The following is a 25,237-nucleotide window of genomic DNA, read 5'->3' on the forward strand; positions in this document are numbered from 1 at the left end:
ATGACTGCCACTGAAACCCACGTCCCCGCGCCCAAGGCGCCCAAGGCGCCCACCACTGTGGAACACGTCCTCACCCTGGACTGCCCGGAAGGGCCCGGCATTGTCCACGCAGTGTCCGGTTTCCTGCTGGAGCACGGCTGCGACATCATCGACAACAAGCAGTTCGGTGAACGCTCCGAGGGCCACTTCTTCATGCGCGTGCACTTCGTCTCCGAGGGGGACGAATCCACGCTGGACGTCCTGCGGGACTCCTTCGCCCCAGTGGCGGAGAAGTTCGGCATGCGCTGGCAGCTGGAACGCCAGGGCTCCAAGCGCAAGGTCCTGATCATGGTGTCCAAGTTCGGGCACTGCCTCAACGACCTGCTGTTCCGTGCCCGGATCGGCGAACTGCCCGTGGAGATCGTTGCGGTGGTGTCCAACCACCGGGACCACCAGACCCTGGTGGAGTGGCACGGCATCCCGTTCCACCACATCCCGGTCACTGCGGACACCAAGCCCGCAGCGGAAGCCGAGCTGATGGAACTGGTGGACGGGCTCGACGTCGAACTGGTGGTGCTGGCCCGCTACATGCAGGTGCTCAGCGATGACCTGACCCGCAAGCTGGACGGCCGGGCCATCAACATCCACCACTCGTTCCTGCCCAGCTTCAAGGGTGCCAAGCCCTACCACCAGGCGTACGCGCGCGGCGTCAAGACCGTCGGCGCCACCGCGCACTACGTCAACGCAGAACTGGACGAGGGGCCCATCATCTCCCAGCAGGTGGTGGACGTGGACCACACGTACGGTCCCGAGGACCTGGTGGCCGCGGGCCGCGACACCGAATGCAAGGCGCTCTCCAATGCGGTGAAGTGGCACTGCGAAGGCCGGGTCATCCTGCAGGGCAACCGCACGGTGGTGCTCCGCTAGCATGGGCCTCCGCCGCTGCCAGGACTGGAACCGCCTGTTGGGCGTCCCGGTCAGCGCCTGACCGGACATCTCTACAGCTGAAGCGCGGCTGGTTGCCCTCACGGGTGGCCGGCCGCGCTTCTTGCTGTGCCCATTGGTGCCCCGCCCGGAGGTGGCGGCATCGCTGGGTCTCCCCGTCTTTGGGAGAGCACGACGGCGTGTCCCGGCCACACGCCGTCGTCCGCGGGTTTGCTGGGGTGAAACCTGGGGAGATTCGGCGGGGCGTGCTCCCGTTACCGAAGCAGCCCCGCCCCGCGGATCAGGCCTCCGTTGCCGGGGACCCGTCGTCGTCCGCTTCTTCAACCTCGAGCAGTAGCGCGGTGCCCTGATACGCCGGCAGGTCGATGAAGAAGCTGTGCAGGTCATCCACCTGGCCCACGGTTTCGCCGCTGAAGAGGTCGCGCACGCTGGCGCCCGGCGGAAGGTGGGTGGACCGGACGCTGCCGGAGATGTCCTGGTCGGAGAAGTTCAGCACGGTGATTTCCACGGCGCCGCCGGCCAGGCCGTTCACCAGGACCAGCAGCCCACGGTGCGAAACGTCCGGCACGTCCAGAAGCGTTCCGGTGGCGATGCCGTGTTCCTCCCGCACCGCCAGGATCCGCTGGAGCCTGCGGGCAAAGGAGTTTTCGTTCTCGAGCTGTTCCGGGAGCGGCCCGTAGAGGCTGCGGGCGCGGGGCATTCCGGAGGATGAAGCCGTGGCGTCCGGGCTGGTGCCCATGATGTCGTGCGCGCCGCGGTTGATCCAGCGGGTGTCACCCTGCGCGATCAGTTCCCCAACGGTGCCGCGGTCCAGCACCGAAATCCCGGTCAGGTCCCAGCCGGAGAGTGCGAAGACGCCCGGCTGCAGCGCGTTGTACATGGACAGCAGGATGTGGGCGTCCAGGACCTGCGCCTCCTGCTCCGGCGTCAGCGCATCCGGGTCCTGGATCCCCAGGGTGGCCATGATGAAGCTGACAGTGGTGCAGGCGATCCCGTTCATGGTGAACACGGAGTTGTAGGGCGCGTTTTCGCCGGTGAGCCGCTCCCGCATGGTCTGCTGGACGTGCTCGGCGATCTGGGCCCCGGTCATTTCCTGGCCGCCGAGCTCGAAGACGTCGTCCCGGTGGCCCGCAGCGAAGTGCATGAGTTCGTACGTGAGCTCGTCGTGGTTCTGCAGGGCATGGACCAGGGAGGCCTGGTCCACCCCGATCTCCTTGGAGAGCCGCAGCGTCAGCCGCAGGAACTCCGTATCCCCGGTGACCAGCGCGAAGTGGTAAGCGGGCCGGGTGATGAAGTCGTAGGAAAGGTCGGGGCCGGATTCGGAGGTGGCCTTGATGTCGTCGATGGTCAGGTTCAGTTCCTGGAAGGAGAACCCGCCCACCTTGCGGATCATGGAGCCGATGAGCTGGTTGGCGGCCTCGGACAGCGGGTGCCCCTCGGACCAGCCCGGCTCCTCCTCGGCGCTCTTCTCCACGCCCAGGAAGCCGTTGGCATCGAGCCGGAGGGCGCCGGTGCCGAGGTCCACCAGGGAGTGCAGGGCATCGCCCACCACCAGGCGCATGCCCGCAAAGGTGGGGTCCAGCCAGTTGATGGACGGCTGGCCGGCCTTGAAGTAGTGGAGGTAAACCCAGCGGCGGGTCTTGCCGGTGGTGTCCACGATGGGCCGGGTGGCGCTCCAGTTGGTTTCCTTCACGCCGGGTTCGTAGAAGATCACCCGCTGCAGGCGGCCGATGATGTAACCGGCCTTCTGCAGGGCCTGTTCCGCATCCGGGCTGAGGTTCACCGAGTCCTTGCCCTCGGGGACGTCCGGCAGCAGGTGCCAGTCCTCCTCGGGGATGTCCACCATGTGGTAGATGCCGGGGTAGTCCCGGAAGTTCATTTCGGCGAGGCGGAAATCGGCGCCCTTGCCGGTGTGGCCCGGGACGATGTCATCGATGATCGTGCCGCCGTGTTCCGCGGCCACCTCGCACATCCGGCGGAATTCATCCTCGTCGCCGAACACCGGGTCGATGCCCATGCTGATCCGGTCGAAGTGGCCGTCCACGCTGGGGGTCTGCATCCATCCGCTGATGCCGCCGGCCAGCTTCACGGGGCCGGTGTGGATGGCGCGGATGCCGATGCTCCGGAACGCCTCCCACATTCCCTCGTCGCCCAGGGCGGACAGGAAGGACTGGCCGGGCTGGGTGATGAAGGACAGGGGATAGGCGGTGAACCACACGGGGGCGCGTTCGACGGCGGCACGCGGGTTGGGGTGCGCGTAGGAGTTCTGCCACATGCTGGCCTGGCCCGAGAGTTGCCGGGCGAGCGTGTTGGCGTCCCCGAGCATCGCCTGGTTCCGCAGCCATTCGACATAGGCTGCGTTGCGTCCGTCGAACTCGAAGGACGGCCTGGTGGCAAGGTATTGGCGGCGCCGGGCGATGGGCCTCAGGGCCTTGGGGCGTGCCGGGTAGAACTGTTCGTCGTAACTGATCTCCGCGTCGGCTGCCTGCTCGGTGGCAGCGGCCGTCTCCTGGCCTTCTTCGACATCGTGGGCATCTGCTTCAAAAATCCCCTCGCTGGTGGTCGGTTCGCTCATGGTTCCTCTTTCCGAAGGTTACTTCCATGGCCCGGAAGCGAACCCCCGGGACACCTTGCGCACGAATTCACCGTACCCCGGCGGGCACGGGCTATTCGCGGAACCGCGGCGGTGCGGCAGTAAAGGACTGTCATACGCACCGCTGCGCTTACGGACAAGAACCGGTCGCTGGCGGACAAACGGCCGCATGATCCCCGCTGCGAAGCTGGATTCCTCAACAACTTCCCCGCTCATGACCGTGAGAAGGACCCTTATGAGTATTTCGAATTCCGAACCCCGGACCACTGACGCTCCGGCCAGGGAGCACTCCACCGCCCTCCGCGCCGGAAGCGTCGGAGTAATGGGCATCCTCTTCTTTGTCCTGTCCGCCCAGGCGCCGCTGACCGGCATCGTGGGCGCCTCGCCGCTCGCGGCAGCCCTTGGCAACGGCGCCGGCGCCCCGGGCGCCTACCTGATTGTCGGCGTCGTGATTGTCATCTTCGCGGTGGGCTTCGTAGCCATGAGCCGCAGGATCCAGGCCAACGGCGCCTTCTACGCCTATGTGACGGCCGCGTTCGGCCGGAGAACCGGCGCCGGTGCGGCCTGGCTGGCCCTGCTGGCCTACAACACCATCCAGGCGGCCATGTACGGGCTGTACGGTGCGGCCTTCTCGGGGCTGCTCGCCCCCGTGGGCCTCGACGTTCCGTGGTGGCTGCTGGCCTTGGCCACCATGGCCGGCGTCCAGGTCCTCGGATCCCTGAATATCGAACTCGGCGCCCGCATCCTGGCCCTGCTGGTGGGCCTGGAAGTGGCGGTGCTGCTGCTGTTTGGCTTCACCGTCCTCTTCAGCGGCGGCGGCCCGGAGGGCATCAGTGTTGCGGCCTCCTTCTCGCCCCAGGCCATCGGCGCAGGCGCCCCCGGGGTGGCCATCATGTTTGCCGTGGCGTCCATGTTCGGGTTCGAATCCACCGCCATCTACTCGGCCGAAGCCAAAGACGCGCACCGCACGGTGGCACGGGCCACCTACCTTTCCGTGGGCGTCATCTCGGTGTTCTTTTCCTTCATTTCCTGGATGCTGGTCAGCTATTACGGGCCGTCCAGGGTGATGGACGCCGCCGGAGCCGCCCTGGAATCGGGAGATGCCACCTCCTTCGTGCTTGGCCCGATGGTGGAACTCTTCGGCCCGTGGGCGGGGACGGTCACGGGCATCCTGCTGGTGACGTCGCTGCTGGCCGGGATCATCGCCTTCCACAACGGCATCAACCGCTACCTGCATTCGCTGGCGCTTCGCGGTTCCATGCCCGCCCGGGTGGCCCGGACCAACCGGCACCGCGCACCCGCCGTCGCCGCCTGGATCCAGACCGCCGCCGCCGTCGTCCTGGTGATGCCGTTCGCGGCCCTTGCCCTGGATCCCGTCCTTACCCTGTTCTCCTGGTTCAGCGGGCTGGCCGTGGCGGCGCTGCTGGTGCTGTACATGCTGTGCTCCGTGGCCGTCGTCGGCTTCTTCCGCCGCGAATCCTCCGGGGCCGGGCTGTGGCAGACGATGATCGCCCCCGCGCTCGCATCCGTCCTGCTCGCATGGGTCCTCTACCTGGTGGTCAGCAACTTCACAGCCCTGATCGGCGGCAGCGCGGAAACAGCGGCGGCCCTGCTGGCCGCCGTGCCCGTGGTCTTCGTGGCGGGGGTGCTGGTGGAAGCCAGGGTTCAGCGCCACCTGGACGGTGCCGGGCGCGGAACGGCAAAAGCGGACCTGAGCCTCAGCTGAGCGTTGCCCGGCCGGCGGCAGGGCCCGGCGGCAATGGAGTGGCCCGGTGCGGAGTTGACGTTTCGCGCCGGGCCAACCCGCGCGCGGCACAGAACAGCCCAACCACGGCGACGGCTGCCACCCACGCCGCCTCCGGGCCGGCCGGCCAGGTGCCGGCCAGCCCCAGGAAAGCCGGAACGGTGGCCGTAACGGGGCTGGCCAGCACCAGGGCCCACCCGATAAACGGGTCCATCCGCTTCCGGCCCAGTGCCAGGGAACCGAACAGGGCGCCCCACAGCACAGCCCAGGCCAGCCACAGGACTGCGAGCAGGGGATCGGACTCGAGCCAGGCCGCGGCGAGGAGCAGCCCCAGTCCGGCCACCGTGCCGCAGAACCAGCCCAGACCCTTCGATCCCAGGTGCAGCAGCGAGTCCAGCCCCACGTAGACATAGGTCAGCCCGAACAGGAATATCCCGGCCACCGTCAGCAGCGGCGCCGCGTAACCCGCCAGGGATATCAGGCCGAGCAGCAGCTGGAGGGACCCCACCACCAGGTTCAGCACGGCGGCATCCCGCCACGGCAGCCGGTTCAGGGTGGCCAGGCCGTTGACCAGCAGGACGGCGCCGGAAAGCAGGAGGCAGAGGTAGGCCATGTCACGCCGCCCGTGAGCCGTGGATGCGCCGAACTTCAGATATCGCAGGATGGAATTTCGTTGTCACAATACGGAGATTAGCCCAGAAAGCTGGCTTCGCTTGGCGGTCGGCAGTCGCAATCGGTTAGGTTGAAACATAAACCTCTTGGGACAGTGCCGCCTCCTGTGTGCCGTCCCGCGTCCGGCCACGGTAAGGAAAACATCATGGATGCACGGCTCGAGGCCATCCGGGACACCGTCCTGGCCAGGAACCCCGGCGAAGCGGAATTCCACCAGGCTGTGGTGGAAGTCTTCGAAAGCCTGGGGCCGGTCCACGACAGGCACCCCGAGTTCCTTGAAGCCGCCATCCTGGAACGGCTGTGCGAGCCCGAGCGGCAGATCATCTTCCGCGTCCCGTGGACCGACGACGCCGGACGGGTCCAGATCAACCGCGGCTTCCGGGTGGAATTCAACTCCGCCCTGGGGCCGTACAAGGGCGGCCTGCGGTTCCACCCGTCCGTGTACCTGGGCATCGTCAAGTTCCTGGGATTTGAACAGATCTTCAAGAACGCCCTCACCGGCATGCCTATCGGCGGCGGCAAGGGCGGCTCCGATTTCGATCCCCGCGGCCGCAGCGACGCCGAAGTCATGCGCTTCTGCCAGTCCTTCATGACCGAGCTCTACCGGCACATCGGCGAATACACCGACGTTCCGGCCGGTGACATTGGCGTGGGCGGCCGCGAAATCGGCTACCTCTTCGGCCAGTACAAGCGCATCACCAACAGGTATGAGTCAGGCGTCCTCACTGGCAAGGGCATCTCCTGGGGCGGGTCCCTGGTCCGCCCCGAGGCCACCGGGTTCGGCACGGTCATCTTCACGCAGGAGATGCTGAAGACCCGGGGGTCCTCCTTCGACGGCCAGCGCGTGGTGGTTTCCGGTTCCGGCAACGTGGCCATCAACGCGATCGCCAAGGCGCAATCGCTGGGCGCCACCGTGGTGGCCTGCTCCGACTCTTCGGGCTACGTGGTGGACGAGGCAGGCATCGACGTCGCGCTTCTCCGCGAGGTGAAGGAAGTGGAGCGCGGCCGCCTGAAGGACTATGCGGAGCGCCGCGGCGGCGTCGCGTACGTGGAGGGCGGCTCCGTGTGGGACGTCGACGCAACGGTGGCACTGCCCTGCGCCACGCAGAACGAGCTCGACGGCGATGCTGCCGCCCGCCTGGTGCGCGGCGGCCTCCTGGCGGTCGGCGAAGGCGCCAACATGCCCTCCACCCGCGACGCCGTTGCGGTGTTCCAGGATGCCGGACTGCTGTTTGGCCCCGGCAAGGCTGCCAACGCAGGCGGCGTGGCCACCTCGGCATTGGAAATGCAGCAGAACGCCAGCCGGGATTCGTGGTCCTTCGAGCACACCGAAGAGCGGCTGACCGAGATCATGGTGGGTATCCACCACCGCTGCGCGTCCACCGCCGACGAGTACGGCCAGCCGGGCAACTATGTGCTGGGCGCCAACATCGGCGGGTTCGTCAAGGTGGCCGATGCCATGCTGGCCCAGGGCCTGATCTGACCGCGGCTTCATCAGGCATTGGGGCTACTCCGGGTGCCGCTCCGGGATGCCGCACCCGCCGGCCGTCCCTGGCTGCACCTTCTAACTGCCGCGGCGCCAGTCCGACGGCGGCACGCCAAACGCATCCCGGAACGTGCGGCTGAAGTGTGCCGCATCCAGGAAGCCCCAGCGGGCGGCAACGGCGCCGACCGGCAGCCCGGCGTGCAGAGGGTCCCGGAGGTCGCGGCGGGCCCCTTCCAGCCGCTGCGTCCGGATCCACGTGGCCACAGTGGTTCCGGACTCGTGGAAGACGTTGTGCAGGTGCCGGGTGGAAATGAAATGCGCCGCCGCGATGCTGGCCGGCGAAAGCAGCGGATCTGACAGGTTCGCGTCAATGTACTCGCGCACCGCCACCGCCAGCAGGGCCTGCGGCTTCATCCGGTCCGGGGAGATGTCCATTTCGGCGTGCAGCATGGTGGACACCAGGTCCAGGGCGTTGGCCGCGAGCCTCGAGCCGCTGGGGCCGTTGAGCACGTCCAGATTCTCGGAGAGCTGCCGGATGAACTGTCCCACGATGCCGCTGAGGCCGCCGTCGCCGGCCATCCGCACTGCCGCCAGCTGCCCTACATACTCCGTGGGCAGGGCGAGGGTATCGCACGGGAACATCACCACCATGATCCGGGTGGTGTCCTCGAAGGCCAGCGTGTAGGGCCGGTTGGTGTCGTAGATGGCGAGGTCGCCGGGCCGGAGGACCGCCTCCCGGTTGTCCTGGATCAGCAGGCCGGTGCCTTCGAGCTGCAGGTTCAGTTTGAAATACCGCTCGTGGGCCCGGGCAATGAGCGCCGGCGTGCGGTGGACTTCGTGGGATGTGGCCGTGACCTCCACGATGGACATCCGGTCCAGGACCCTGGAACGCAGCTGTCCGCGGAATCCCTCAACGTCTGCCGTCCTCGCCGTCAGCGGCACAAAGGACTCCGCCACCAGGTGCTTCCAGTGGTCGAACGATGAGGCAATGCTGGCGGTGAGGGCCTGGCTTGCGGGGGCCGTAGCCCGGACGGGTGCTGGCATGGCTGCTCCTGACGAGTGGTCACTCGGACGTTCCCCCGGAAATGTGTCGTGGAACACAGTGACAACAGGTTAGGGTCCGCGGAATCTTTTTTCAACACTTGGCGAAAAAAGACGACGGCGGCACCTTCCCGCGTGCCGCCGTCGAACGTCCCCCGGACACGCAACGGCGTGGCATGATCAGGCCATGGAAGGTTCAGGCGGGACGCGGCGGGACTTCAATGCGCGCTCGCATCACTCGCGCCTGCGGATGCTGGTGATGCTCGCCGTCGGGCTGGCAACGGCGGTGCTGGTGGGGGCCCTGGGGAGCTGGGCCTACGCGCCCGCGCTTGGCTGGGCCGCGGCGTCCGCCACCTACCTGGCCTGGGTCTGGAGCGTCATCGGGCGCCTGGGGCCGGAGGCCACAGCCGCCCATGCACGGCGCGAAGACCCGGGCAGGGTGTTTTCCGACGCCCTGGTCCTGACCGCCACCGTGGCAAGCTTCGCCGGCGTGGGCCTCATCCTCGTCGATGCGTCCAAGGCGGAGGGCTTCGCCAAGGATGCCATCGTGGCCATGGCCCTTGGCAGCATTGCCCTGTCCTGGTTCCTGGTGCACACCCTCTTCACTTTGCGCTACGCCTCGATCTTCTACCGGGACCGGGGCGGGATCGATTTCAACGGGGAAGAACCTCCCCGCTACAAGGATTTTGCGTACCTGGCCTTCACGGTGGGCATGACCTTCCAGGTTTCGGACACGAGCCTCAAGACGCGGGCGATCCGCGGCACGGTCCTCCGGCAGGCGCTGCTGTCCTACCTCCTGGGAACCATCGTGCTGGCCACCACCATCAACCTGGTCTCGGGCCTTGTCCGCTAGGCGGAGCCGGTCGCATGGCCCGGACATGCGAATGGGTGCAGTTCCCTCAAGGGAACTGCACCCATTGCTGTACCGGGAGCCGGCCAGGGACTAGTCCTTCTTGAAGGCGTCCTTGACCTTTTCGCCGGCCTGCTTCAGGTCAGCTTTGGCCTGATCGGTCTTGCCTTCGGCCTTCAGGCTCTCATCGCCTGAAGCGTGGCCGGCAGCTTCCTTGCCCTTGCCGCCAAGCTTTTCCGCGGCGTTATCAATCTTGTCGTCCAAACCCATGAGCTGATCCTTGCGTTCGTACCCGCCCCGGGAAGCCCCGGAACCTGACCCTCAATACTAAGCATGCTTTTAGTTTTCTGCGTCCCCTTCCCGGCGGGTTTAAGGCAAACTCACAGGATTAGGTAGGGTTTCCCCGATGTCCCCGCCGGTTGCCCTATCGGGCGCTCCCGGGGGCACGTGTTGTCCGGTTTAGCAGCGCAGCAGGGCCAGATAGCCGTCAAGCTGCGCGTCGTGGCCGAAGTCCGCCTGGCCCGGCGGGGCGAGTGCAGCCTCGATCTGGGCGCCGAGCAGCATGTTCAGGAGCTGGCGGGCCAGGAGGGAATCGTCGACGGCGGCGCGGACGTCGCCGCTGTTCCGCGCCTCCGCGAGGTAGCGCCGGATGGTGTCCACCCATTCCTCCATGGACTGCCGGTGGATTTCGGCCTTCCCGGGGTCGGTAACCGCCTTCTGCCAGAACGGGATCACGATGCGGGCCTCGTTGATGCGTTCTTCATCCAGGGGGAGGACCTCGAGGCAGAAGGCCTGGAGGGCATCCAGGCCGGACCTGCCCCCGGTGACTTCCGCAATGCGCCGGTTGGTCCGGTTGAACACGTGGCTGAAGGCGAACTCCAGGAGTGTGTCCTTGGTGGGGAAGTAGGGTTTCAGGGCTCCGTTCGCGAAGCCGGCTTCCAGGGCGATTTCCCGCATGGTGGCGCCTTCCATGCCCTGCCTGGCGATGATCCGCCAGGTGGCATCCACCAACTCGAGGCGCCGCTCGTCGTGGTCAACAATCTTCGGCACCGCGGCCCACTCCCGGAAATTTTTTGGCTCAGACTCTTGTGGGCCATGTTACGGACGTTTATTCTCTACAACTATAGAAAATAAGCCACCGGCAGCCGGCGACGGCCCGATCAAAGGTTTCCCATGACTCCTACCCCCACCGAAACCACCACGGCATCGGCCTCTGCAACTGCCTATGGGCCGGTCACGGCAGCTGAGATCCTTGAGGTGCGTGCCATCCTCCAGGCCGAGGGGCTCTTTGGCCCGCAGCACCGCATCGCCTACCTGGGGTTGCTGGATCCGGCGCGGCGCACGGATCTCCGCGGCACGGATCTCCGCGGTGACGCCGGCGAAGTGAACCGCCGGTTCCGTACCTTCATCCACGATGTCTCCGGCGCTGCGCCGCGCGATGTTGTGGTCTCCGTGACGCAGCGGACAGTGGAAACCGCCGTCGAGCTCGATACCGCGGTGACCGGCGAACTGCCGGTCCTCGAAGAGGAGTTCGAGGTGGTGGAGTCACTGCTTGCCGCTGACGGACGCTGGCTGCAGGCACTCGCGGACCGGGGGCTCGACGTCGAAAAGGTCCGGGTGGCACCGCTCTCCGCCGGCGTCTTCGAGTACCCCGAGGAAAAAGGCCGGCGCATCCTTCGCGGCCTGGCGTTCGTCCAGGACTTCCCGGAGGACAGCGCCTGGGCGCACCCGGTGGACGGCCTGGTGGCGTACGTGGACGTGGTCAGCCAGGAAGTCACCCAGGTGATCGACCTCGGTGCCGTTCCCGTCCCGGCCGAACACGGTAACTACACCGACCCCGAACTGACCGGCCCGCTGCGCACCACGCAGAAGCCCATCAGCATCACCCAGCCCGAGGGGCCCAGCTTCACCGTCACGGGCGGCAACCACGTGGAATGGGAAAAATGGAGCCTGGACGTGGGGTTCGATTCCCGCGAAGGCGTGGTCCTCCACAACCTCGCATTCCAGGACGGCGACCGGAAACGGGCCATCATCAAACGGGGTTCCATCGCCGAGATGGTGGTTCCGTACGGCGATCCGTCACCCATCCGGTCCTGGCAGAACTACTTCGACACCGGCGAATACCTGGTGGGCCAGTACGCCAACTCGCTGGAACTGGGCTGCGACTGCCTGGGCGAGATCATCTACCTGAGCCCGGTCATCAGTGATTCGTTTGGCAACCCGCGGGAAATCCGCAACGGCATCTGCGTGCACGAGGAGGACTGGAGCATCCTCTCCAAGCACTCCGACCTGTGGAGCGGGGTCACCTACACCCGCCGCAACCGCCGCCTGGTGATCTCCTTCTTCACCACCATCGGCAACTACGACTACGGCTTTTACTGGTACCTCTACCTGGACGGCACCATCGAGTTCGAGGCTAAGGCCACCGGCGTTGTGTTCACGTCGGCGTTCCCGGAGGGCGGCTCGGACAACATCTCCCAGCTCGCCCCCGGCCTGGGCGCGCCGTTCCACCAGCACCTCTTCAGCGCCAGGCTGGACATGGCCATCGACGGATTCACCAACCGGGTGGAGGAAGAAGACGTCATTCGGCAGTCCATGGGCCCCGGGAACGAGCGCGGCAACGCCTTTTCCCGGAAGCGCACGCTGCTGGCGCGGGAGTCCTACGGCGTCCGGGAAGCCGATGCGCGGGCCGGCCGCACCTGGATCATCTCCAACGCCGAATCCCGCAACCGGCTGGGCGAACCGGTGGGCTACAAGCTCCACTCGCAGAACCAGCCCACGCTGCTGGCCGATCCGGACTCCTCCATTGCCCGCCGCGCGGCGTTCGCCACCAAGGACCTCTGGGTTACCCGCCACGCCGAGGAGGAGCGGTACCCCACCGGAGATTTCGTGAACCAGCACGGCGGCGGAGCTGGCTTGCCCGGGTATGTGGCGCAGGACCGGGACATTGACGGCCAGGACATCGTGGTGTGGCATACCTTCGGCCTCACCCACTTCCCGCGGGTGGAGGACTGGCCCATCATGCCCGTGGATACCGTGGGGTTTAAGCTCCGCCCCGAGGGGTTCTTCGACAGGAGCCCAGTCCTGGACGTTCCCGCGAACCCGAACCAGCAGGCGTCCTCCTGCCACAGCGAGGGCGGCAGCGGTGGTTGCCACTAGCCTGGTCCCCGCCGCGCCGGGCGGCACAGCCACGCGGACGACGCCGGGCGGCCGGGTCCGCGCCCAAGGTCCCGTCCTGCACCGGCGCCTCTGCGCGGTGGTCACCGCAGTGTCCTGCGCTGCGCACCTGTGGCTGGCTGTCTCGGGGCACCACGGACCCTGGCTGGGTTTCCTGATGATCGCCATCGCAGCAGTCTGCGTTCCCTGCACCGTGCACATTTGGCGGCACAGCCGGGTGGGGGCCTTGCACCAGGTGGCGGTGTCCGCCGTGGTGATGGTGGCTGTGCACGCTGTCCTCCTGCTGGGCGCGGCCGGTGCGGGGCACGCCCACGGGGGAGGGCCGGCGTCGGCCGCAATTTCCTTGCCTGCGGCGGCAGCCAGTGCCCAGCTGCTGCTGGTCATCGTCCTCGAACTCACCACCGCGCTGCTCGCCGCAACGCTGGTGGCGCGGCTCCGTGCCGCGCACCGGCATGGCTGAGCCACCCGGCGTCACGCAGGGCACGCTTTTGGCCTCCTCGGGCCCGGTGTTCCGCGCAAAGCCGGGGATCCGCCGTCGGGCGTGCTCCGAAAGGGTGCTGTGCGTGACGCGGGCAGGGCCGGCTGCCTACTTTTCGTCCGGCCCCAGGTCCGGGCCGGACACGAAGCGGACCTCCCGGGTGGTGCTGCCCTGCAGTTCCAGGACGGCGAGCTCGTTGGCGCCCTCGCGGATCAGCGGCCCGGGCACGTACAGGGTGCGCTGCGGGCCGCGGCTCCAGTAGCGGCCCAGGTTGAAGCCGTTGATAAAGGCGTTGCCCTTGGTCCAGCCGTCCAGCCGCAGGTACCTGTCGCCCGGTCCCTCGGCGTCGAAAGTGGCAAAAGAGAGGGAGGGGCCGGCTACCCCGGCTGACGCTGAACCGGACAGCTCCGCCGCCGCGGCACGGAACGCCGCCAGTGAAGACAAGTCCGACGGCCGGACGCTCCAGTCCTGCACTTCCACACCGTCCAGCAGCGCCGGACCGGTCAGGCCCTTCGCCTCCCCGATCCGCGGCCCGTAGTTGACCCTGCCCTGGTCCTCCACGAGGACCTGCAGCAAGCCGCCGCGGGGCAGGACGATGGAGCGCTCGCCGAGCTCCCGGCTGAGCGTCCCCAGCGGGAAGCCGTCCAGGAAGAACTGCGCGCGGTCGCGAATTTCGCTGAAGGTGAGGACTCCGCCGCGGTCCAGCTGCCGTTCGTAGAGGAAGAAGCCGCGGTACTGGCCGGTGGCTTCACTCGGCGGCATGGAACCGGGGACGGTCACGGCGGGGAAGGACGCGGCCACGTCCAGGAGCAGGGCACTGGACGTTACGGACACGGCCGACGCCGGAACAGCGGCCCGGCGCTCCGGCACCTCCGCGGGAACCGGGAAGTGCTTGGCGATGACGTCCCGGAACGCGAAGTACTTGTCCGTGGGGTGGCCGTCCTCGGTGAGCGGCGCGTCGTAGTCGTAACTGGTGATGGTGGGTTCGTAAATGCCTTTGTCGTTGGCACCGTTGGTGAAGCCAAAGTTGGTGCCGCCGTGGAACATGTAGATGTTCACCGACGCCCCCGCGGCCAGCAGGGCGTCCAGTTCCGCGGCCGATGCGGCGGCATCGGTGGTGTGGTGGTGGGTGCCCCAGTTGTCGAACCAGCCGTTCCAGAACTCCGCACACATCAGGGGCCCGTCCGGCTGCCGCTCCCGCAGGAAGTCCAGCCGCTCGTCCGCGCGTGAACCGAACGTCCCGGTCTTGTGCAGCCCGGGAAGCGAGCCGTCCTCGATCATGGTCCCGAAAGGCTGGTCGCAGGTGAACAGGGGAACTTCGACGCCGGCCCGCTTGGCCGTATCCACGAGGTGCTGCAGGTAGGCCTTGTCCGAGCCATAAGCGCCGTATTCGTTTTCGATCTGGAACAGGACCACCGGACCCCCGCGGGTGACCTGCCGTCCCACCACGATGGGCAGCAACTGGTCCATGAACCCGTCCACGGCCGCCAGGTAACCGGGCTCGCTGCTGCGCACGCCAATAGCGGGGTCGGTGAACAGCCACGCCGGGAGGCCGCCGTTGTCCCACTCCGCGCAGATATAGGGCCCGGGCCGGACGATCGCCTGCATGCCCTCGGCTGCCACCAGGTCCAGGAAGCGGCCCAGGTCCAGGCCGCCGTCGGTCCGGAAGCTGCCGGGCGTGGGGGAGTGCTCGTTCCACGGCACATACGTCTCGATGGTGTTCAGGCCCATGAGCCGCGCCTTGCGGATCCGGTCCGCCCACAGGTCCGGGTGGACACGGAAGTAGTGGATGGCGCCGGAGAGGATGCGGAACGGTTCTCCGTCCAGCAGGAAGTCGCGGCTGCCGATGGCAAAGGTATGCACGGAGGATCCCAAATCAGTTGGCGGTGCGGAGGGCGGCTGTGTAGGCGTAGGTGGTGTTGCTCCAGATGATGAAGAGCAGTGGTGCGGGTGCCAGGGCGATGCCGAGGACGGGCTGCAGGATGGCGGCGGAGGCGATGATGCCGAGGAGTACGAGGGTGGCGAGGCTGAGGTACCAGCGTTGGACGGTGAGGTAGAGGGCTGCTTTGAGCAGGTTTTTGAGGCTTGTTTCGGGGTGGAGGACGACGCCGGCGATCGCTGTCATGGTCACGGCCAGGGTGGTGGCGGTTGCTACGAGGATCACGGGGACCAGGAGGGCGGCTGCGGGCATGGTTTGGACGATCACGAGGTCAACGCCGAGGAACAGGAGGGTGGCGGCGGCGGCGAGCCCGAGCGGGGCGGTTTTGCGGAACCCGTGCCGGTACCCGGTCAGGTAGGCGGCGACGGGTTTTACCGCGGCGCCGTCGTCGTGCAGGGCCTTGAAGGTGGTGAAGAGGGCGGCGAGGGAGGGCGGGATGGTGATGGTGAGGGCGAGGAAGAAGGGCCAGGCGGCGGCGGGGTCTGCCACGAGGGCCAGGCAGAGCACCAGGGGTGCGTTCGCGAGGGCCGTGAGGACGTTTCCTGTGAGGAAGGTGTAGATGAAGCCGAAGATGTTCCCGAAGGTTTCGAAGCCGGGGCTGGGGATCCGCCCGGCCAGGCCGCGTTGCCGGGGTTGTTGGCCTGGGTTTGGTGAGTGCCGGGTGGGGTGTTGTGCCACGGTGGTCATCCTTTCATGCCGCTCGTGGCGATGCCCTGGATGAAGTAGCGCTGGCCGATGAGGAAGATCGCCAGGATGGGGATCACGGAGATCACGGATCCGGTCATGATCATGGCGTATTCGGCGTCGAATTGGCCCACGAAGGAGCGCAGGCCGAGTTGGACGGTCCAGAGCCGGTTGGAGGTGAGGTAGATGAAGGGGCCCATGTAGTCGTTCCAGGTGTTCACGAACGTGAGCAGGGCGAGGCTGGCGAGGGCGGGTTTGGAGAGGGGAAGGATGACGCGGGCCCAGATGCCGTATTCGCTGAGGCCATCGATGCGGGCGGCTTCGCAGAGTTCGTCGGGGATGGTCATGTAGTACTGCCGCATGAGAAACACGCCGAACGCGCCGAAGGCCTGGAGCAGGATGAGGGCGTTGAAGCTGTTGGTCAGGCCGAGGTTCTGCATCATGATGTACTGCGGGACCATGTAGGCCTGCCAGGGCACGGCGATGGTGCCGATGTAGGCCAGGAACAGGACGTCGCGGCCGGGGAAGCGGACTTTGGAGAAGCCGTAGGCGGCCAGGGACCCGGTGAGGACCTGCAGGCAGGTGATGATCACGGCGAGGTAGAGGGAGTTCTGGAGGTAGCCCATCATGGGGATGCGGGTCCAGATGTCGGTGTAGTTGCTCCACACGAACTCGGTGGGGATCCATTGGATGGGGACGGTGAGGACCTGGTTGTTTTCCTTCAGGGAGGAGGAAACCATCCAGATGAACGGAACCATCAGCGCCGCGACCAGGACTACCAGGGCGGCGTAGATGACGAGGTCAGTGGTGCGTTTCTTCGCCTCCCGCGGGGAACGGCGGCGTTCGCTGCGGCGGTCCTCTTCCGCGGTGTTTGGGGGAAGCCCGGTTCCCATGAGCCGGGACTCGGCCTTGAGGTCTTCGGCCATGTTGGTCATCAGCGTTCCCTCCGCTGTTGGATCTTGAATTGGAGCACGGTGACGGTCAGCACGATGAGGAACAGTACGAGGGAGATGGCTGAGGAGTAGCCGAATTTTCCTTCGCCGATGCCTTCTTGGTAGATGAGCTGGGAGAGCACGGTGGTGGAGCGGCCGGGGCCGCCGTTGGTCATGACGACGATGAGGTCGAAGACTTTGAAGCTGGAGACGGTCAGCATGACCACCACGAAGAACGTGGTGGGGCGCAGCGAGGGGATGGTGACGTTCCAGAAACGTTGCCAGGCGGAGGCGCCGTCGACTTCGGCGGCTTCGTAGAGTTCGGCGGGGATCGCCTGGAGACCGGCGAGGTAGAGGACCATGTAGTAGCCCATGTCGCGCCAGACGCTGGTGATGATGACCGCGGGCAGGGCCCAGTCGGAGCTGGAGGTCCAGCCCGGCGGGTTGGCGATGCCGATGGTGGTGAGGAACTGGTTGATGGGGCCGCTGTCGGGGCTGAAGAGCATGTTCCAGACCACTGCCACTGCCACCAGTGAGGTGATGTACGGGAAGAAGATGGCGACGCGGAAGAAGCCGATGCCTTTGAGTTTGCGGTTCAGGAGCATCGCCAGGAGCAGGGCCAGGGCCATGGTCAGGGGGACGTGGCCGATCGCGTAGACCACGGTGTTGCGCAACGCGATCCAGAAGGAATCGGACGCGAACATCCGCTGGAAGTTCGCCAGTCCCACCCACTTCGGGGCCGTGAAGGAGGTCCATTCCATGAAGGACAACGCGAACGCGGCCAGGACCGGGATCAGGGTGAAGGCCAGGAACCCCAGGAAATTCGGCAGGATAAACGTCCAGCCAATCAGGGTATTACGCCGGGCCTGCTTCCGGTTGCCCCGGCTGTGGACAGCCGGGGCAACCGTCGAAGGAATAGTGTCAGTGCTCATGGCTGCCTGTTACTGGCCCAGGACTTCGCTTTTGACGCGTTTGCCCATCTCGGCAACCCCGTCGGACACCGAGCGCTCACCCACCATGATCAGGTCGTGCTCCTGGTTGAGCACCTTGTCCGTAGCGGCCGACTTGTCGCTGACCGGCATTTCCAGGGCAACCTTGTCCGGGGTGAAGGCCTTCTTGGACAGTTCGTCCGTGGGCATGCCGGCAAGCTTGAAGTACTCAGCGGTGATGGCGTCGTTCTGAAGGGCCGGCACAACGCCGATCTTCGAGATGGCCTTGGCGCCTTCCTCACCCGCAGCCCACTCGATGAACTTCTTGGCTGCGTCCGAGTGCGCGGCGTTCTTGTTGACGGCGAAAGCGGTGGGCGAACCGAACGTGGTGACCTTGCCGTCGTCCTTCTTCTGCGGCATCGGAGCCAGGCCCCAGTCCACGGTGGACTTACCGTCCTTCTTGGCCTGCAGGATGCCGGCGATGTACCAGGTGCCCATGGGCATCATGGCTGCCTGGCCGGTCTCGAACATGGTGCGGTAGCTGGTCTTCTGGCTCTTGGCGGTGCCGAAGTCCAGGGTGGCGCCGCTCTTCTGCAGGTCCAGGGCGGTGTTGTACTGGTCCTCGAAGAAACCGTAGTCGCCGCTGTTCTGGTCGGCGTCATCCTGGGCGGCCGCGATGGCCTGCACCACGGAGCGCCAGATGTGGTGGTAGGTGCCGTAGACCTTCTTGCCGTTGGCCTCGGTGGTGAGCTTCTTGGCCAGCGCGGTGTACTCGTCCCAGGTCAGGTCGGCGGGGTTCTCCACGCCTGCGGCCTTGAGCAGGTCCTTGTTGTAGTACAGGAGCCAGAAGTCCTGCCGGTAGGGGGCGGCGTAGTACTTGCCGCCGATGTCGAAGGCGTCCAGGCCCGCGAGGTTGTCCTTGCCAACGGTGTCCACCACGCTGTTGATTTCCTGCAGCTGGCCGTTGTTGGCGTAGCGGGCGTAGTCGATGACGTTTTTCATGGTGAGGACGTCGGTGGTGTCGCCGCCGGCCAGCATGGTGGTGACCTTCTGCGGGTAGTCATCGGCGAGGATGTCTACGGGTTCGATGTCGATGTCCGGGTTGGCTGCCTCGTAGCTGTCGAAGAGGGCTTTGAACTCCGGGGTGCCTTCGTAGTTCCATACCGAAACGGTCAGGCGGGTCTTGCCTTCCTGGCCTTGGGGTTCGGCCGGTCCGGCGGCGCCGGCACAACCGGACAGGCCCAGGCCTGCGGTTACTGCCAGTGCGATGGCGGCGAGGGTGGTGCGCTTCATTGCGTGCTCCTTACTGGGTTTTTGGTCTGCCGCGTCCGCGGCCGGGGGTGGTTCAGGCGCTCAGGGAGAGGTCTTCGGAGACCACCTGGGCTACGAGCTGTTCTCCGGTGAGGTACCGTTCGAGGTCGTTCAGGGCGGCGTCGGACATCCGCCGGGTTTCGGTGCCGAGGGACCCGGCGATGTGGGGCGTGAGCACCACGTTGGGCAGGTCATAGAGGACCGAATCCTTCGGCAGCGGCTCGGGCTCGGTGACGTCCAGGAGTGCGTGGATCCGCCCGGTGGCGCACTCGGCCTCCAGGGCGCGGGTGTCCACCAGTGAGCCGCGGGCGGTGTTGATCAAAGTGGCGCGGTCCTTCATGGCCCGCAGTTCCGCGGCCCCGATCATGTGCCGGGTTTCCGGCAGCGCCGGAGCGTGGATGCTCACCACGTCCGAGGCCGCCAGCAGTTCGGCCAGGCCCACCAGGCGACCGCCGGCGGCGGCCACGGCGGCGGGATCGGCATGCGGATCATGGACCAGGACGGTGACGTCCTGCAGCTGCTGGACCAGGCGGACCACCCGGCGGCCGATGCGGGAGAACCCCACCACCCCGATCACACGGCCGATGTTGCCCACCTCGCCGCGCGTCGTCGTATAGGACCAGTCATCACGCCAGGTGCGGGCATCGTTGGCCAGCACCTGTGCCTTCTTCCCGGCCAGCACGATGGACGCGAACGTAAACTCGGCCACCGGGATGGCGTTCGCGTCAGCGCCGTTGGTCACCAGGATGCCCCGGTCCCACAACTCCGGCGTGACGAAACTGCGCACCGTACCGGCGCAATGGAACACCGCCCGCAGGTTCGGCATCCGCTCCAGCGCCGCCGCATCGAGCCGCGGCACGCCCCAACTGGTCAGCAGGACCTCCACGTCCGCGAGCCGGCCCGCCACCGCAGGATCCTCCAGCGAATCGGTCCACGGCTGCCCGCCCAGATCCACCAGCCCCGCTAACCGGTCCAACCGGGTGGAATCGAACTGGTCAGCAAAGGTTCCGCGGTTCATGACCAGCAGGGCCTTGGGTTTTGGCGACATCCGGGCCTCCCTTCTTTCGTGTTCGTTTGCGCTCACAACCGCAATTCATGTCTTGCATCACATCTAACAATCAGTAGATACTCATGAACAAGACAGAACAACCAAGTTATTCAATATCGATCCAAAACGATCGTATTCGAACATGAGAGCAGATGATGACGCCCCCTTCCGGCCCCCACACCACGCTGCCGGCACCCGCAGCGCCACTGGCCACTGCCTGGGGACCCGACGGCTCCCAGCCGGCGCTCCTTCGCCTGTTGGCCGGCGCGGCCGGGCGCCTCAGTGTTCCCGCAGCAGGCAGCAAAGCCTGGCCTGCCACGGGGTTGAATCTGCCCGCTTCTGTTGTCCGGCACGCACAGGAGGAGCGGGGAACGCCGTGGCCCCAGCCCCTGGTGTCCCACTACGCCCGGTATTTCCGGGACGGAAACCGGACTGCCTTCGAAGGCCTGGTGGCTGCACGCCAGCAGCGGCTGACCCGCGCCGTAGTCATGGCCCTGGCCAGTGATCCCGGCCGACAGGAAGGGGACGGAGGCGAGGCGGAAGCGTGGCTCGACGAGGTCATCGACGGCGCGTTCCTGCTCTGCGAACAGAGCTCGTGGAGCTGGGCCGCGCACGACGACGTCTTCCGCCGCACGGGCTGCGTTGTTCCGGACCTGGCCACCCCGTACCTGGACCTCGGCGCCGGGGAGGTGGCCGCGCAGCTGGCATGGCTGGACCATGTCCTGGGTAGGCAGCTCGATGACCGGGCGCCGGGGCTGCGGCGGCGCATCCGCGAGGAGGTCACCGGGCGTGTGATCAGGCCTTTCCTTGACCGGCTGGACTGGCACTGGCTGGGCCTGGACGGGGATGTCCATAACTGGAATCCCTGGATCCACTCCAACCTGATTGCGGCGGCGCTGTTGCTGGTGGATGACCCCGCCACCCAAGCGCAGGCAGTGGCCCGCTGCATCGAGGGCCTGGACCGTTTCCTCGCATCCATCCCGGCCGACGGCGCCATTGACGAGGGCTTTGCCTACTGGTGGAACGGTGCCGGGCGGGCGCTGGAGGGGCTGGCCCTGCTGGAACAGGCCACGGGCGGCGTGCTCGACGGCGGCCTCCCGGTGGTCCGCGAACTGGTCGCCTTCCCGCACCGCATGCACATCGGCGGCGCATGGTTCCTCAACGTGGCCGACGGTCCGGCACGCGCTGCGGCTGCCCTTCCCTGGGACATGCTGCACCGCTGGGCAGTCCGTCTGGGCGATCCGGAGGCAGCAGCCCACGCCGCTGCCATGGCCACCGGCGCACCGAATCCCGCCGCGGGGCTCGGCCGGGTCCTGCACACGATGCTCGAACGCCCGGAACCCGCTTCCGACGCCCCTCCGCTTGTGGCCGGCACCTTCCTGCCATCGGTCCAGATCATGGTGGCCCGCGAAACCGGGGGAACGGCGGAGGGACTGCTCCTGGCCGCGAAGGGAGGCCACAACGGCGAGCACCACAACCACCGCGACGTCGGCTCGGTAGTGGTTGCCGTGGACGGGGTTCCCCTCCTGGTGGACGCCGGGCAGCCCACCTACACCGCCCAGACGTTCGGCCCGGACCGCTACGGCATCCGCGCGATGCAGAGCAACTGGCACAGCGTCCCTGCCCCGTTCGGCCTTGAACAGGGAACCGGCAGGGACTTCGCGGCCGGCGTCCTCAATGCGCCTACCCCGGAGCGGTCGCAGCTGGAGCTCGCCCTGGGAGCGGCCTACGGTTTCGAACCCCGGGCCTGGATCCGGGCCGCGGAACTGCACCGGGCCCCCGGCCGCATCACCATCGCCGACCGCTGGGACCTGCCGGCACCGGCCGCGGGCGGAACGGCCGACGTCGACATCACCTTCCTGACGGCCGGAACCTTGATCCTCGGCCAGGAAGGGGCGGCGACAGTCCGTCCGGACGGCATCCCGGCGGTTGACGCGGCAGACGCGACCCCGCGGGGAGCTGCCCTGCGCTGGGACCCGGCAGCCGTCGTCGTCCTCGTGGACGAATGGCAGCTGGACGATCCGCTCCTCGCCGACGCGTGGGGACCGCGGCTGACCCGGCTCCGGTTCCGCACGCCGGCCGCAACTGCACCATCCCCTGCTTTCCGCGCCGCCGGCGCATTCACCCTCACTGTGGAGGCAACACCATGAGCCCTGAGCAACCGTCCGAACCCACCGGAAAGTCGCTGTTTTCGCTGCAGCGCCGGGAACGGCTCATGGAGGAACTGCGGGCGCACGGTGCCATCACCGTTCGTGACATCGCGGCGAAGCTGGGCGTCAGCGAACTGACCATCCGCCGCGACGTGAACATCCTCGCGGACGAGGGCCTGGTGTCCCGCGTGCATGGCGGCGCCACGCTGCCCAGCCCGCTGGACCGCTCGGCAGCGGGCCGGGCAGCACAGCACAGCTACTCCATCGGCATGGTGGTGCCGTCACTGGACTACTACTGGCCGCAGGTCATCAGCGGGGCGCGGGCCGAGGCGGAAGAGCAGAACCTGCGGATCATGGTGCGCGGGTCAGCGTACGACGCCGCAGACAACCGCAGGCAGGTGCAGGCCCTGCTGGACACCCAGAACATCGACGGCCTGATCGTGGCGCCGGACATGGGCGGTGACCACGGGCCCGAACTGATCCGCTGGCTGAACGCCCTGCCCATCCCGGTGGTACTCGCCGAACGGCGTGCGCCTGCCGAGATTCCCGCGCACCGCCTCGAATGGGTGGCCACGGATCACGCGTTTGGCGCCGGCATGGCCGTGCGGCACCTGTGGCAGGAAGGCCATCGGCGGATCGGCTGCCTGACCGATTCGTCCAGCCCCACCAGCCCGCACGTGGTCCGCGGCTGGCACCAGGCCCTGGCCGCACTGAAGATTCCGCTGGAGGGCTCCGTCCACGAGGACTCAGCCAAGCAGGACCCCGCCAACCACGGCAACGGTGGCCGGGCCGGCCACTTCGACCATGTGCTGGACCTGTGCACGAAGACAGGCACCACGGCGATGCTGGTGCATTCGGACACCCAGGCGGTGGCATTCGTGCAGCACTGCGTGGACCGCGGGCTCACCGTTCCGGGGGATATGGCGATCGTGGGGTACGACGACGAAGTGGCCTACCTGGCCGAGCCCGCCATCTCCGCCGTCCGGCCGCCCAAGCAGTACGTGGGCAAGGTGGCGGTGCAGCTTATGGCCGCACGGCTGGCCGAGGGCAGGATGCGTCCCGTGCACCGGATCGAGCTGAACCCGGACCTGATCCTGCGGGAATCGTCCATCGGGGCTCCGCGGATTCCGGCTGCCGGCGTACTGCAGGATTCCCTGTGAGCGCCGCGCCCCTGGCCATGCCCCCGCTGGACTTCAGCGCCTCGCCGTATACCGGCCTCACCCGGGACCACTGGTGCGCGTACGCAGACTACCTGCTGCGGTCCGCGCACCGCCATGCCACGGAAGACCACGCCAACCTGTACCTGCCCGGAGCCATTAGCGCCTACGGCCGGAAAAGCGATTCGCTGGAGGCCTTTGCCCGGACGTTCCTGCTGGCCTCATTCCGGATCGCCGGTGATCCGGAGGGCACCGCGTGGCTGGCCGATTGGTACGCCAAGGGCCTCGACGCCGGAACCAACCCCGCGAACCCTGACCGCTGGCCCACGCCGGGTGAACTGGACCAGGCCAAGGTGGAGGCGGCATCGCTGGCCGTGGGACTCGCGCTGACCCGGGACGTGCTGTGGGACCGGCTGCCCCAGCGCGTCCAGGAACAGCTGGTGGCCTGGTTTGAGACCGTGATCGGCCAGGCGTACCCGCCCATCAACTGGGTGTGGTTCCAGGTCGTCGTCGAAAAGTTCCTCGCCGGCGTGGGCGGACGCTACTCGGATGCGGACATCGACGCAGGGCTGGCCATCCACGACTCCCTGTACCGCGGCCACGGCTGGTTTGCCGACGGCCCGGAGCGCGCCTACGACCACTACGTGGGCTGGGCGTTCCAGGTCTATCCCCAGCTGCTGCAGCTGATGGCGCCGGAGGACCCTCGGGTGAAGGCCCGTGCCGCCCTGGACGGCGAACGGCTGGCCGATTTCCTGGACGACGCCGTCCACCTGGTGGGGGCTGACGGTGCCCCGCTGGTCCAGGGCCGCAGCCTGATCTACCGTTTCGCAGCGGCAGCACCGTTCTGGGCGGGACAGTTCGCAGGGCACACCCGGTTGACGCCCGGCGTGACCCGGCGGGCGGCTTCCGGCATCATGAAGTACTTCCTGGACCGGGGCGCCCACAACGCTGACGGACTGCTGACCATCGGCTTCCACTCCGAGTTCCCGGGCATGAAACAGTCGTATTCCGGTGCAGGGTCCCCCTACTGGGCCGCCAAGGGGATGATGGGCCTCGCCCTTCCCGCCGACCATCCGGTGTGGACGGCCGTGGAGGAGCCGCTGCCGGTGGAAACCGGCGACACACAGCGCTTCATCACGGCTCCGGGCTGGCAAGTGGACGGGACAGTTTCAGACGGTGTGGTGCGCATCCGCAACCACGGCACCGACCATGCCAACGCCGGCGTCCGGGTGGCCGATTCCCCGCTCTATGCGCGGTTGGGCTACTCCACTGCCACCTTCCCGGACCTTGCCGGGGAATCCGTGGACAACGCCGTCGCGTTCGCCGATGCGGAAGGCCGGCTGACGCACCGGACCGGATTCGAGTTCCTTGGCCATTACAGGCAGGACGGGGTGCAGGTGGGGGCCTCGCGCTTCACCGCGCACTGGATCGAGGTGGATCCCGACGGCGGCCCGGACCACGGGAGCGGCGCTGCGGGAACTGCCACGCCGGGGCCCCAAGTGACCGTGGCATCCGTGACGCGGGGTGCTGTGGAACTGCGGCTGGTGCGGGTTCGCAACGCGGCAGGCAGGGGTGCCAGGCTGCGGATTGGCGGCTGGCCGGTGGATACCGCGGCCGGACTTGCCAGCGAGGTCCGCCCCGTTGAGTGGGGCGGGGTCCTTGACGACGCCGGCACCTGGCGCCGCGAGGCACCGCACCCTGTGGGGGAACACCTGGCCATCCCCTGGATTGGCACCGCCGGTGCCGTGGCCGACGCGGACTATGCCGCCGTCGTCGTGCTCTCAGGAGAAGGCTCCCTCACCGAAAAGTGCGGGGCGCGCTTCGTGGCGGACGGCCTGTTCGCCTTCGCCGATGGTGCCATGGTCGACGTCGATGCGGTGTTCGCGCAGCTCAATCCCGCGTAGGAACCCCTGGGTCCACTCGACAACCTCTCAACGTTGACGAGTACTCGCGAGTAGCAAAGTAGTCGAGGGGGTACTTAAGACGAGTACTCGCTACTGGTGCCTGTCAAGAGTCCAGCTGATTAATTGGGGCTGTCACTACTTGATTGGCGGGGACCCGGTCAGGGTGGCGGTTGGCGCATTAGGGGCCCCCGGAAGCCTGATCCGCCGACGCCCGGACA

General features: G+C 67.2%; 20 protein-coding genes. 9 read left to right on the forward strand and 11 right to left on the reverse strand.

The features are described from left to right. Complete coding sequence (gene purU / locus AC1DBN_RS08130) at positions 1-906, forward strand: formyltetrahydrofolate deformylase (protein ID WP_314214872.1); 906 nt, start codon at positions 1-3, stop codon at positions 904-906. 298 nt (positions 907-1,204) lie between these two features. On the opposite strand, the gene treS is transcribed toward purU, so the two are convergent. Then, positions 1,205-3,499: a maltose alpha-D-glucosyltransferase gene (gene treS, locus AC1DBN_RS08135; protein ID WP_314214871.1), complete on the reverse strand. Its 2,295-nt coding sequence runs from the start codon at positions 3,497-3,499 to the stop codon at positions 1,205-1,207. A gap of 253 nt (positions 3,500-3,752) precedes the next feature. On the opposite strand from treS, the gene AC1DBN_RS08140 reads away from it, so the two are divergent. After that, positions 3,753-5,243 carry an APC family permease gene (locus tag AC1DBN_RS08140; RefSeq protein WP_477722972.1) on the forward strand — a complete coding sequence of 497 codons (1,491 nt, stop codon included), beginning with the start codon at positions 3,753-3,755 and terminating at the stop codon, positions 5,241-5,243. Here the strand turns inward: AC1DBN_RS08140 and AC1DBN_RS08145 are convergent. Next, positions 5,236-5,874 carry an AmiS/UreI family transporter gene (locus AC1DBN_RS08145; RefSeq protein ID WP_477722973.1) on the reverse strand — a complete coding sequence of 213 codons (639 nt, stop codon included), beginning with the start codon at positions 5,872-5,874 and terminating at the stop codon, positions 5,236-5,238. The two genes, AC1DBN_RS08140 and AC1DBN_RS08145, sit on opposite strands and share 8 nt — an antisense overlap. 204 nt (positions 5,875-6,078) lie before the next feature. On the opposite strand from AC1DBN_RS08145, the gene gdhA reads away from it, so the two are divergent. Next, positions 6,079-7,416, forward strand: a complete 1,338-nt coding sequence (gene gdhA / locus AC1DBN_RS08150) for an NADP-specific glutamate dehydrogenase (protein ID WP_314214866.1) — start codon at positions 6,079-6,081, stop codon at positions 7,414-7,416. Between the two features lie 81 nt (positions 7,417-7,497). Here the strand turns inward: gdhA and AC1DBN_RS08155 are convergent, their stop codons facing one another. Continuing rightward, the gene (locus AC1DBN_RS08155; RefSeq protein WP_091723569.1) at positions 7,498-8,463 is read right to left on the reverse strand and encodes an AraC-like ligand-binding domain-containing protein; all 966 of its coding nucleotides are present in this window, start codon (positions 8,461-8,463) and stop codon (positions 7,498-7,500) included. Positions 8,464-8,710: 247 nt separating this feature from the next. Between AC1DBN_RS08155 and AC1DBN_RS08160 the strand changes: the two genes are divergently transcribed. Beyond that, positions 8,711-9,313 carry a DUF1345 domain-containing protein gene (locus AC1DBN_RS08160; RefSeq protein ID WP_407681250.1) on the forward strand — a complete coding sequence of 201 codons (603 nt, stop codon included), beginning with the start codon at positions 8,711-8,713 and terminating at the stop codon, positions 9,311-9,313. A gap of 90 nt (positions 9,314-9,403) precedes the next feature. On the opposite strand, the gene AC1DBN_RS08165 is transcribed toward AC1DBN_RS08160, so the two are convergent. Together AC1DBN_RS08165 and AC1DBN_RS08170 are read right to left on the reverse strand one after the other, a co-directional pair. Continuing rightward, positions 9,404-9,580, reverse strand: a complete 177-nt coding sequence (locus tag AC1DBN_RS08165; protein WP_045730732.1) for a CsbD family protein — start codon at positions 9,578-9,580, stop codon at positions 9,404-9,406. Positions 9,581-9,769: 189 nt separating this feature from the next. After that, complete coding sequence (locus AC1DBN_RS08170; RefSeq protein ID WP_091723566.1) at positions 9,770-10,360, reverse strand: TetR/AcrR family transcriptional regulator; 591 nt, start codon at positions 10,358-10,360, stop codon at positions 9,770-9,772. A 123-nt stretch (positions 10,361-10,483) separates the two neighbouring features. Between AC1DBN_RS08170 and AC1DBN_RS08175 the strand changes: the two genes are divergently transcribed. After that, a complete protein-coding gene (locus tag AC1DBN_RS08175) occupies positions 10,484-12,469 on the forward strand; it encodes a primary-amine oxidase (RefSeq protein ID WP_477722974.1) in 1,986 nt (661 codons plus the stop codon). After that, a complete protein-coding gene (locus tag AC1DBN_RS08180) occupies positions 12,456-12,947 on the forward strand; it encodes a hypothetical protein (RefSeq protein ID WP_477722975.1) in 492 nt (163 codons plus the stop codon). Before AC1DBN_RS08175 ends, AC1DBN_RS08180 begins: the two co-directional genes overlap by 14 nt. Before the next feature lie 126 nt (positions 12,948-13,073). Here the strand turns inward: AC1DBN_RS08180 and AC1DBN_RS08185 are convergent, their stop codons facing one another. From AC1DBN_RS08185 to AC1DBN_RS08210, 6 genes are read right to left on the reverse strand one after another with little or no spacing between them, the layout of a single operon-like run. Next, positions 13,074-14,828 carry a glycoside hydrolase family 35 protein gene (locus tag AC1DBN_RS08185; RefSeq protein ID WP_477722976.1) on the reverse strand — a complete coding sequence of 585 codons (1,755 nt, stop codon included), beginning with the start codon at positions 14,826-14,828 and terminating at the stop codon, positions 13,074-13,076. A 13-nt stretch (positions 14,829-14,841) separates the two neighbouring features. Next, on the reverse strand, positions 14,842-15,591 hold the full coding sequence (locus AC1DBN_RS08190) for a hypothetical protein (RefSeq protein WP_477722977.1): 750 nt from the start codon (positions 15,589-15,591) through the stop codon (positions 14,842-14,844). Further along, positions 15,588-16,523, reverse strand: a complete 936-nt coding sequence (locus AC1DBN_RS08195) for a carbohydrate ABC transporter permease (RefSeq protein ID WP_314214858.1) — start codon at positions 16,521-16,523, stop codon at positions 15,588-15,590. Before AC1DBN_RS08195 ends, AC1DBN_RS08190 begins: the two co-directional genes overlap by 4 nt. Then, positions 16,523-17,452 (reverse strand): carbohydrate ABC transporter permease, encoded by a 930-nt coding sequence (locus AC1DBN_RS08200; protein WP_091723559.1) that lies wholly within the window; start codon positions 17,450-17,452, stop codon positions 16,523-16,525. Before AC1DBN_RS08200 ends, AC1DBN_RS08195 begins: the two co-directional genes overlap by 1 nt. Positions 17,453-17,461: 9 nt before the next feature. Next, the gene (locus AC1DBN_RS08205; RefSeq protein ID WP_091723557.1) at positions 17,462-18,742 is read right to left on the reverse strand and encodes an ABC transporter substrate-binding protein; all 1,281 of its coding nucleotides are present in this window, start codon (positions 18,740-18,742) and stop codon (positions 17,462-17,464) included. Between the two features lie 52 nt (positions 18,743-18,794). Continuing rightward, on the reverse strand, positions 18,795-19,808 hold the full coding sequence (locus AC1DBN_RS08210; protein ID WP_314214856.1) for a hydroxyacid dehydrogenase: 1,014 nt from the start codon (positions 19,806-19,808) through the stop codon (positions 18,795-18,797). 152 nt (positions 19,809-19,960) lie between these two features. Between AC1DBN_RS08210 and AC1DBN_RS08215 the strand changes: the two genes are divergently transcribed. Genes AC1DBN_RS08215 through AC1DBN_RS08225 form a run of 3 tightly spaced genes read left to right on the forward strand, consistent with a single transcriptional unit; the run spans position 19,961 to position 25,019 of the window. Then, positions 19,961-21,958 (forward strand): heparinase, encoded by a 1,998-nt coding sequence (locus AC1DBN_RS08215; protein WP_477722978.1) that lies wholly within the window; start codon positions 19,961-19,963, stop codon positions 21,956-21,958. After that, positions 21,955-23,118, forward strand: a complete 1,164-nt coding sequence (locus AC1DBN_RS08220) for a LacI family DNA-binding transcriptional regulator (RefSeq protein ID WP_091723554.1) — start codon at positions 21,955-21,957, stop codon at positions 23,116-23,118. Before AC1DBN_RS08215 ends, AC1DBN_RS08220 begins: the two co-directional genes overlap by 4 nt. After that, entirely contained in the window at positions 23,115-25,019 is a 1,905-nt protein-coding gene (locus AC1DBN_RS08225) for a DUF2264 domain-containing protein (RefSeq protein WP_477722979.1), read from the forward strand. Before AC1DBN_RS08220 ends, AC1DBN_RS08225 begins: the two co-directional genes overlap by 4 nt. The last annotated feature ends 218 nt before the right edge of the window (positions 25,020-25,237 follow it).

This window comes from Pseudarthrobacter sp. 10T415, from assembly GCF_056394175.1.

Excerpts from the sequence above, each read along its gene's own strand:
- purU (WP_314214872.1), top strand. The coding sequence starts at position 1 with ATGACTGCCACTGAAACCCACGTCCCCGCGCCCAAGGCGCCCAAGGCG.
- treS (WP_314214871.1), bottom strand. The coding sequence starts at position 3,499 with ATGAGCGAACCGACCACCAGCGAGGGGATTTTTGAAGCAGATGCCCAC.
- AC1DBN_RS08140 (WP_477722972.1), top strand. The coding sequence starts at position 3,753 with ATGAGTATTTCGAATTCCGAACCCCGGACCACTGACGCTCCGGCCAGG.
- AC1DBN_RS08145 (WP_477722973.1), bottom strand. The coding sequence starts at position 5,874 with ATGGCCTACCTCTGCCTCCTGCTTTCCGGCGCCGTCCTGCTGGTCAAC.
- gdhA (WP_314214866.1), top strand. The coding sequence starts at position 6,079 with ATGGATGCACGGCTCGAGGCCATCCGGGACACCGTCCTGGCCAGGAAC.
- AC1DBN_RS08155 (WP_091723569.1), bottom strand. The coding sequence starts at position 8,463 with ATGCCAGCACCCGTCCGGGCTACGGCCCCCGCAAGCCAGGCCCTCACC.
- AC1DBN_RS08160 (WP_407681250.1), top strand. The coding sequence starts at position 8,711 with ATGCTGGTGATGCTCGCCGTCGGGCTGGCAACGGCGGTGCTGGTGGGG.
- AC1DBN_RS08165 (WP_045730732.1), bottom strand. The coding sequence starts at position 9,580 with ATGGGTTTGGACGACAAGATTGATAACGCCGCGGAAAAGCTTGGCGGC.
- AC1DBN_RS08175 (WP_477722974.1), top strand. The coding sequence starts at position 10,484 with ATGACTCCTACCCCCACCGAAACCACCACGGCATCGGCCTCTGCAACT.
- AC1DBN_RS08190 (WP_477722977.1), bottom strand. The coding sequence starts at position 15,591 with ATGACCACCGTGGCACAACACCCCACCCGGCACTCACCAAACCCAGGC.
- AC1DBN_RS08195 (WP_314214858.1), bottom strand. The coding sequence starts at position 16,523 with ATGACCAACATGGCCGAAGACCTCAAGGCCGAGTCCCGGCTCATGGGA.
- AC1DBN_RS08200 (WP_091723559.1), bottom strand. The coding sequence starts at position 17,452 with ATGAGCACTGACACTATTCCTTCGACGGTTGCCCCGGCTGTCCACAGC.
- AC1DBN_RS08205 (WP_091723557.1), bottom strand. The coding sequence starts at position 18,742 with ATGAAGCGCACCACCCTCGCCGCCATCGCACTGGCAGTAACCGCAGGC.
- AC1DBN_RS08210 (WP_314214856.1), bottom strand. The coding sequence starts at position 19,808 with ATGTCGCCAAAACCCAAGGCCCTGCTGGTCATGAACCGCGGAACCTTT.
- AC1DBN_RS08215 (WP_477722978.1), top strand. The coding sequence starts at position 19,961 with ATGATGACGCCCCCTTCCGGCCCCCACACCACGCTGCCGGCACCCGCA.
- AC1DBN_RS08220 (WP_091723554.1), top strand. The coding sequence starts at position 21,955 with ATGAGCCCTGAGCAACCGTCCGAACCCACCGGAAAGTCGCTGTTTTCG.